The organism is Planomonospora algeriensis, from assembly GCF_977012225.1.
In genome coordinates this window covers 1-8,202 of record NZ_CDRNDK010000297.1, presented here as the reverse complement: position 1 = coordinate 8,202, position 8,202 = coordinate 1, and the positions used below count along the sequence as shown (strand labels likewise).

The window sequence follows — 8,202 nt, the reverse complement described above, 5'->3', positions numbered from 1 at the left end:
CGCCCCGGCCCCCCGGGCGGAGCTCCGCCCGGTCGCCTCCCCCCGGCCGGTCCCGATCGCCTCTCCCCCGCCGGTCCCGATCGGTGACGCGCTGGTCGGCGCCGGGCAGCCGGTCTACGTGATCGCCGAGATCGGCATCAACCACAACGGCGACCTGGACACCGCCCGGCGGCTGATCGACGTGGCCGCGCAGGCGGGCTGCCAGGCCGTCAAGTTCCAGAAGCGCACGCCGGAGATCTGCGTCCCGCCGGAGCAGCGCGACCAGATCCGGCAGACGCCGTGGGGCGCCATGACCTACCTGGAGTACAAGCTCCGCACCGAGTTCGGCCGCGCCGAGTACACCGAGATCGCGAAGTACTCCGCCGAGCGCGGCCTGCACTGGTTCGCCTCCCCCTGGGACGTGCCGTCGGTGGAGTTCCTGGAGTCCATGGACGTCGTCACGCACAAGGTCGCCTCGGCGGGCGTGACCGACCTGGAGCTGCTGCGGGCGCTCGCCGCCACCGGCAAGCCGGTCATCCTGTCCACCGGCATGTCCACGCTGGAGGAGATCGACCGGGCGGTGGAGATCCTCGGCACCTCCCGGCTGGTGCTGATGCACGCCACCTCCACCTACCCGCTCCCCCCGGAGGAGGCCAACCTCCGCGCGATCACCACCCTCCAGGAGCGGTACGGCGTGCCCGTCGGCTACTCCGGCCACGAGCGCGGCCTGCAGATCTCGCTGGCGGCCGTCACGCTGGGCGCGGTGACCGTGGAGCGGCACATCACCCTGGACCGCACGATGTGGGGATCCGACCACGCCGCCTCGCTGGAGCCGGCCGGCCTGGAGCACCTGGTGCGCGACATCCGCATCATCGAGACCGCGCTCGGCGACGGCGTCAAGCGGGTCTTCCCCGGCGAGGAGGCCCCCAAGGCCCGGCTGCGCCGCGTCACCGTCTGACGCCGGGGGACCGCCTTGATCAAGCTGTCGGTCGTCGTCCCGGTGCGGGACGCCGAACCCTACGTCTCCGACGCGCTCACCTCGCTCGTGCGGAACGCGCGCCCGGACTTCGAGTTCGTCGTCGTGGACGACGGATCGGCGGACGGCACCGGGCAGGTCGTCGAGGACTTCCGCGACGACCTGCCCGGCCTCGTCGTGCTGCGCAACGAGACCCCGGCGGGCCTGGCCGAGGCCCGCAACCTCGGGCTCTCGCTGGCCTCCGGCCGCTACGTGAGCTTCATGGACGGCGACGACTGGCTCGCCCCCGGCTACCTCGCCGACCTCGTCGGCGCGATCGAGCACCTCGGCTGCGACTTCGTCCGGGTGGACCACGTCCAGGCGGAGGGCCGCAGGCGGGTGACCCACCGGGCGCCGCCGGCCGTGCGGAACACGGTGCTCAAACCGCGCGAGCACATCCTGCCGGCCCGGTCGAAGACCATGGTCGACTACCCCTACGCCTGGGCCGGGATCTACCGGCGCGGCCTCGGTGACCTGCTGGCCTTCCCCGGCCGGCTGCACACGGCCGAGGACCGGCCCTGGATCTGGCGGCTGCACCGCGAGGCCGCCTCGTTCGCGGTGGTCTCCCTGACCGGGGTGTTCTACCGCCGGATGGTCCCCGGCTCCCTGACCCAGGTCGGCGACGAGCGCCAGCTGCACTTCTTCGACGCCTTCGACCTGGTCTTCGCCGACCTTCCCGAGGAGTTCGCGCCCAAGGCGGTCCGCCAGTTCCGCGCGCTGCTCGCCCACCACCTGGAGCTGGGCGAACGCTTCACCCCCGAGCTGCGCGCCCGATTCGAACGGCGCGGCGCCGAGGCCCTGCGGCGGCTCCCGGCGGACCTGCCCGGTGTCGGCCTGGACCCCGGGCGCGAGGAGATCCTGCGCCGCCTCCTGGAGACCCGATGAGCACGAGGACCCAGCTGTTCTACGCCTCCACCCTGTTCGGCGCCGCGACCCTGGCCGCCGCGCTGGACGAGGGCGCGTTCGGGCCGCGCGACGGCCGCCGGATCCTGCTGGTCTCCAACAACGCGGCCGTCCCGGAGATCACCCCGGCCCTGGACGAGGCCCCCGGCTTCGCCGCGCTGCGCCCGCGCTTCGACGAGGTGCGGTCGTGGAACGAGATCATCGCCCCGATGCACCCGTCGGACTGGCGGGCCCGCGTCATCGAGGTCCCGATGACGGGCCGGCTGCTCCGCTCCCACCTGGAGCTGGGCGACGGCCCGGACGAGCTCGTCGTCGAGTCCGTCGCGGTGCCCCCCGCGCGGACCATCGCGGGGCTGCTGCGGGACTGCCCCGTCACCGTCTACTCCGACGGGCTGATGAGCTACGGCCCGACCCGCGACCCGCTGCCCGCCGAGATCGCCGGCCGGATCACCCGCCTGCTCCATCTCGACCTGGTGCCGGGCCTGGCCCCGCTCCTGCTCTCGGAGTACGGCGTGCCGGCGCGGACGGTCTCCGGCCCGTCCTTCCTCCGCCTCCTGGGCGGGATCCCGGGACCGGCGGACGGCACGGCGGGCGGCGGGCCGGGGATGGGGACGGGGACGGGGACGGGGATGATCCTCGGGCAGTACCTGTCGGCGCTCGGCGTCGTCACCCCCGCCGAGGAGGACGGGCTGTACGCGGACATGCTGCGCGCCCTGGCCGCGCGGGGCTGCGAGTCGGTGCTGTTCAAACCGCATCCGGCCGCCGGGCGGCGGCACGCGCGCCGGCTGCGCGAGGTGGCCGCGGAACTCGGCGTCCGGCTCTCGGTGGCGGACGGGACCGTCCCCGCCGAGTCGTGCTTCGCGGCGCTCCGCCCGGAGCCGGTGGTGGGCTGCTTCTCCACCGCCCTGCTCACCGCCCGGCGCCACTTCGGCCTGGAGGCGGCCACCGTCGGCGGGGAACTGGTCCTGGAACGGCTCACGCCGTACGAGAACAGCAACCGCGTGCCCGTCACGATCACCGACGCCCTCCTGCCCCGGCTGCGGCCGGACGGGTCGCTCGACCGGCCTCCGCCGGTCGACGTCCGGGCGCTGGTGCGCGCGGTCGGCTACTGCATGCAGAGCGAGGCCTACCCGGAGCTGCGCGCGGAGGCCGCCGCCTACCTGGACGCCCACGGCCCGGCCCGCTACTTCAAGCGGCAGCGCCTGACCGCCCTGGGCCTGCTGCCCGCGGGTCCCGCCGCACCCGGTTCCAGAACGCTGGCCAGGTTGCGGCGGCGGCTGTCCCGGGCGCGCTCCTGACGGGCGGAGGAGGGTTCAGCTCCCCCGAGCCGGTCCTCCGGCGGGTCCTCCCGTGGGTCCTCCCGCGGGCAGGCGGACGGTGAAGACGGTGCCGCCGCCCTGGCGCGGGGCGGCGGCGACGCTCCCGCCGTGCGCCTCGACGATCGCCTTGGTGATGGACAGGCCCAGGCCGGTGCCCTCGATCCCGGCCTCCTGGGCGGTGGAGGCGCGGAAGAACCGGTCGAACAGGCGCGGGTACTGGTCGACGGGGATGCCGATGCCGGTGTCGGCGACGGCGACGACCGCCTCGTCGCCCTCGCATCCGGCGGTGACGGTGACGGAGCCGCCGGCGGGCGTGTATCTGACCGCGTTGGAGAGCAGGTTGTCGAGCACCTGGCGGAGCCGTACGGGATCGGCGCGCACCGGCAGGTGACCGTTCACGTCGGCGGTGAGGGTGAGCCGCTTGACGACGGTCGCGGGCCGGTGGTCCTCGACGGCGCTGCGCACCAGGCGGGCCAGGGAGACCGGCCGCGGGTCGACGCCGACCCGCCCGGCGTCCAAACGCGCCAGGTCCAGCAGGTCGTCGACCAGCCGCTGCAGGTGCTCGCTCTCGCGGTCGATCACCTCGGTGAACGACCGCCGCTCGCCGGCCAGGCCGGGATCGTCCAGCAGCATCTCCGTGTAGCCCCGGATGGCGCCGATCGGGGAGCGCAGCTCGTGGCTGACCACGGCCACCAGCTCGTCCTTCATCCGGTCCAGGTCCCGCAGGCGCTCGACCTGCCGCTGCTCCTCCGCCAGCAGGCGTTCGCGCTCCTCCGCCAGCCGGTAGTGCTCGGTGACGTCGCTGGAGATGCCGTCGACGAGCAGGCGGCCGTCCTCTCGGCGGGGCCGGGCGCGGCACCAGAGCCAGCGGGTGACGTCGTCCAGGCCGCGGAACCGGAACACGGTCTCCGCCGCCTCCCCGGACGCGAGCACGCGCAGGTAGGAGTCCACGGCCGCCCGGTCCTCCGGGTGGACGCGGGGGAGCGCCGCTTCCAGCACGTCGGCGCCCTCGGCCGGCCGGCCGCCGAACATCCCGCCGGCGTCCGGGCTGGCGTACACCGCGCGGAACGTGCCGTCGGGGAAGACCTCGAGGGTCCACACGTAGTCGTTGAGCTGGCTGATGATCCGGTCGAAGTGGCGGCGGCCGGCCTCCAGCGCCAGGGCGAGCTCCTCGGCGCGGCGGCGTTCGAGGTGGTGCCCGAGGTGGGCGCAGACGCCGTCGAGCAGGGCGACCAGCTCCCGGTCCGGCTCCTCGATGGTCTCGGCGAAGAAGGCCAGCACGCCCAGCGGCTCCCGGCCGCTGCGCACCGGCAGGCCGACGGCCGCGTGCAGCCCGGTCCGCGCCGCGGCCTCCCGGCGGATGAAGCCGAGGGGATCGGACGGCAGGTTCCGGACCCAGACCTCCCTGCCGGTGGCCCACACCAGGCCGGGCAGGCCCACGCCGGAGCGGAACGCGACCCGCTCGTCACCGGTGAACCCCGACAGATCCCGCCCCGGCGCGGTCCACGAGGCGGTGCGGACGATGGCGGCGCCGTCGTCGCCGACGTGCCAGTACTCGCCGCAGGCCCAGCCCAGCCCCCGGGCGACTGCGGCGACCACGCAGCCGGCGGCCTCCTCGGCGGAGGACGCGTCGGCCAGCGCCTCCGCGACGGCCCGCTGCGCGTCGCGCAGGACCTCGGTCCGGTGCCGGTCGGTGATGTCCTGCATGACCGCCACCGCGCCCAGCCGGCTCCCGTCGGAGGCGTCGATCGGGCGGCCGTTGACCAGGAACCGGCGTGGCGGGAGACCCGGCGCGGAGACCACCATCTGCTCGCCCTCGACCCGCTCTCCGGCGAACGCCCGCGCCAGCGGCACCTCCTGCGGGCGGAGCAGCGTGCGCCCGTCCGGAGCCATCAGGTGGTAGGTCTCGGCCCACTCCCGGGCGTCCAGCGGCTGCTCGGAGGCCCGGAGCACGGCGCGCAGCGCCCGGTTGAACAGCGCCACCCTGCCGTCGGCGTCGCAGGCGACCACCCCGGCCTCCAGGCTGTCGAGCAGCGCCGCCAGGAAGGTCCGCTCCCGTCGCAGTTCCTCCTCGGCCGTCCGGCGCACGGTGACGTCGTGCAGGAACGCGTGGAAGACCGGTTCGCCGTGCTCGGTGTCGGCCTGGATCGCCAGCTCGACGGGGAACTCCCGGCCGTCCCGGTCGACGGCCGCCAGTTCCAGCCTCCGGCCGGCCAGCGCCGACCCGCCCGTCTCGCGCACCCGCCGCAGGCTCCGCTCGTGCGCCTGCCGCAGCCGCGGGGGAATGATCAGGTCGCTCATCCGCCGGCCCAGGGCCTCCGCCCGCGGCCGGCCGGACAACCGCTCGGCCGCGGCGTTCCACTCCGTCACGGCTCCTTCGGCGTCCATGGAGACGAACGCGTCATGGGCCCGGTCGAGGACCGCGCGCGACCGGCGTTCCGCCAGCAGCGCCTCGCCCTCGGCGAGCCGCGACCCGATCTCCGCCTCGGCCATCGCCGCGATGTCCTCGGCCGCGTCCAGCTGCGCCGCCCGCCACCGCCGGGGCCCGGCCGCCGATCACCCCCAGCGCCCCCCAGGACCCCGCCGTCCGGCGCGCGGAGCGGGAACCCGGCGCACGACCCCGCCTCCAGCCCGGGGACCGCCGGATCACCGCGCCACCGCCCTCCGGTCCGGGCGTCACCCCGGACGTCGGGCACGACCAGCGGCGCGTCCCGCGCCACGACGCGCCCGCACAGGGAGTCCCGCAGGGGGGTCCGCCGTGTCCCCGGCCGTACGGCGGGCCCCGCCGCGCCGAGAACCACCTGCTCCTCGGTGTCCGCCAGGGCCACCAGCGCGGCGGGCGCCTCCAGCAGCGTGGCGGCCAGATCGGCCAGCCGGGTCAGGGAGGGCACCTCGGGGGCGCCGAGCAGACCCGTGGCACGCAGCGCCTCCAGCCGCCGCGCGTCACCGGCCGTCGAGGACGCCGGGCGCGCCGAGCACATGGTCCGCCACCTCCATCAAATGCACCCCCCCCGTCCGTGCCCCGTGTGAACCGTGTGAACCGTGTGATCCGGCACCGCGCCCGGCGGCGGCCCCGTGCCTCGTGCCGGCCCGGCGCTTCTCCTCAGCCGAGCGCCTTGAGGTAGCGGCGCATCCGCCGCTTGGCCCGGTAGCCGATCCGGAGCACATCGGGCGGTACCTCCACGCGCAGCCGGGCACGGCGCCGGGCGGCGGCGTACCCGGGTCCATCGAGCAGCGAGGCCGCGGGCGTCAGCCGGCCGGAGCGCGCCTGCCCGACCAGGGAGACCAGACGGCCGGTCCAGTCGCTCTCCCCGTCGCCGTGGAAGTAGTTGGCCTCGCACCACGCCTCGTCCGGCGTGCGGAAACGCCCCTCGGACAGGTCCTCCAGGGTGCCGAGGACTCCGCTCCCCTCGAAGACGAGATTGATCATTTCGGCGCTGACCCCGAAGTCGGACAGCACCAGCAGCGGCACCGCGCAGGCGATGGCCTCCAGCGCGGCGGTCGAGCTGACCGTGACGAACCCCGCCGCGGCGGCCAGGTGCTCGTGCATCGGGCCGGCCGCGAAGCGGAGGGCATCGGAGCGCCCGCCGAGCTCCTGCCACAGGCGCTGGTAGTGGTGGCGCTCGTTGTGCGTCTGGCGCTCGTCGGCCAGAGCCCGGAGCTTGACGACCACGTCCAGGTCCGGGCGCCGCTCGGCCAGGCTCGCCAGCGCGAGCAGGACGCGCTCGCGGTCCTCGCGCCGCCGGGGCACCTTGGCCTGGGTGGCGAACACCACCCGGTCGCGCGGCCGTACCGGGGCGGCCGCGCCCTCCTGCACCCCGGGAGCACCGGGGGCACCACGGCCGTCGAGGCCGCCGAAGCGCTCGTGTCCACCGGAAGCGGCGGGACCGAGGGGATCGGCGGGACCGCCGGTGCGCAGGAAGGGCAGCCGGGCCAGCCCCACCTGCCCGCCCCCGCCCAGTCTCCTGCCCACTTCCGAGAACTCCTCGACCTCCCGCCCGCTGTGCAGCACGAACAGGTCGCACCCGCTCCGGAAGAGCCAGGCCTTCTCGGTGGCCGGGACGGAGATCCCGGGCAAGCCGGTCACGAATACCGGCCTGGGGGACAGCCCCGCGAGCACCTCGGCGGTCAGGACGTCCACCACGGGCCCGGTGCAGGCGACCAGTACCGCGTCCGGCCGGAACCGCTCGGCCGTACGGCGCAGCCCCCGGGCCGACAGCACCGGCGGGCCGGCCGCCGCACCGGACGCGCGGCCCGGCGCCGAGCCGGAGACCGCCGCGCGGATCTGGGCCGGCGACGGCGTGATGGGGGTGCGGAGCACCGCCAGTTCCGTCGTGCACCCTCCGGGCAGGCCCGCGAGCAGGCAGGCCGCCCACTTCAGGTAGGAATCCGAGTCGGCCACGGCCAGGACCTTCAACGAACGGCTCCAGTGTCGTGATGGGCGAACATCGAAAGATGGGACCGGAGCGACGGCGCCGCCCGGGGGGTCCACCATTCGTCGGGGACCTGCACCGTCTCCACGGTCACGCCCCGCGCCGAGAGCAGGACCCGCAGGGAGGTGACCGCGGTGGAGGGCAGGCTCAGCACCCGCTGCTCCGCGGCCAGCCCGCGCAGGGTCATCTCGGCGGGGCCCGCGTCGCCGTAGACGGTGACGCCGGGCTGCCGCCCGACCCGGGCGAGGTCGTCGGGGTCCTCCCGCCGGTGCGGGAAGTAGGCGACGGGCCCGGCCGCGCCGAGCCCGGCCAGCCAGGCGAAGTAGCGCTCGCGGTGGATCAGGCCGTTGCGGACCAGAGAGGTGCCCAGCACGACGGTGCGCTCCTGCGGGCCGGGATCGTGCAGCGGCCGGCCGCGCAGCCAGGCGAAGTCGTGCATCACCAGTTCCGCGCCGGTGCGCCGTACGGCCGCGGCCAGCTCGTCCGGGACGGGCAGCGCGGTGAAGACCGTCAGCCGGCCCGACCGGGCGGCGGCGCGGAGCCGGAGGGCGGC

The 8,202-nt window shown here is 75.5% G+C and carries 6 protein-coding genes and 1 pseudogene; 3 read left to right on the top strand and 4 right to left on the bottom strand.

Going from position 1 to position 8,202, the window contains the following annotated elements; all coding sequences use genetic code 11:
* The 3 genes from ACWJ6R_RS25075 to ACWJ6R_RS25065 form a co-directional block, all read left to right on the top strand.
* Window positions 1–937 (top strand): N-acetylneuraminate synthase family protein (locus ACWJ6R_RS25075; protein ID WP_449064583.1); only part of this gene is annotated, 937 nt, incomplete at its 5' end.
* Between the two features lie 15 nt (window positions 938–952).
* On the top strand, window positions 953–1,879 hold the full coding sequence (locus ACWJ6R_RS25070; protein WP_449064582.1) for a glycosyltransferase family 2 protein: 927 nt from the start codon (window positions 953–955) through the stop codon (window positions 1,877–1,879).
* Entirely contained in the window at window positions 1,876–3,195 is a 1,320-nt protein-coding gene (locus ACWJ6R_RS25065) for a polysialyltransferase family glycosyltransferase (RefSeq protein ID WP_449064581.1), read from the top strand. Before ACWJ6R_RS25070 ends, ACWJ6R_RS25065 begins: the two co-directional genes overlap by 4 nt.
* Window positions 3,196–3,210: 15 nt before the next feature.
* Here the strand turns inward: ACWJ6R_RS25065 and ACWJ6R_RS25060 are convergent, their stop codons facing one another.
* The 4 genes and pseudogenes from ACWJ6R_RS25060 to ACWJ6R_RS25045 all read right to left on the bottom strand — a co-directional run.
* Window positions 3,211–5,604 carry an ATP-binding protein gene (locus ACWJ6R_RS25060; RefSeq protein WP_449064584.1) on the bottom strand — a complete coding sequence of 798 codons (2,394 nt, stop codon included), beginning with the start codon at window positions 5,602–5,604 and terminating at the stop codon, window positions 3,211–3,213.
* Window positions 5,583–6,197 (bottom strand): GAF domain-containing protein, encoded by a 615-nt coding sequence (locus ACWJ6R_RS25055; RefSeq protein ID WP_449064580.1) that lies wholly within the window; start codon window positions 6,195–6,197, stop codon window positions 5,583–5,585. Before ACWJ6R_RS25055 ends, ACWJ6R_RS25060 begins: the two co-directional genes overlap by 22 nt.
* Window positions 6,198–6,319: 122 nt before the next feature.
* Window positions 6,320–7,618, bottom strand: coding sequence for a DUF6716 putative glycosyltransferase (locus ACWJ6R_RS25050; protein ID WP_449064579.1), 1,299 nt, complete (start codon window positions 7,616–7,618; stop codon window positions 6,320–6,322).
* Window positions 7,619–7,629: 11 nt separating this feature from the next.
* Window positions 7,630–8,202, bottom strand: a pseudogene (locus tag ACWJ6R_RS25045) (hypothetical protein); the annotation flags it as partial.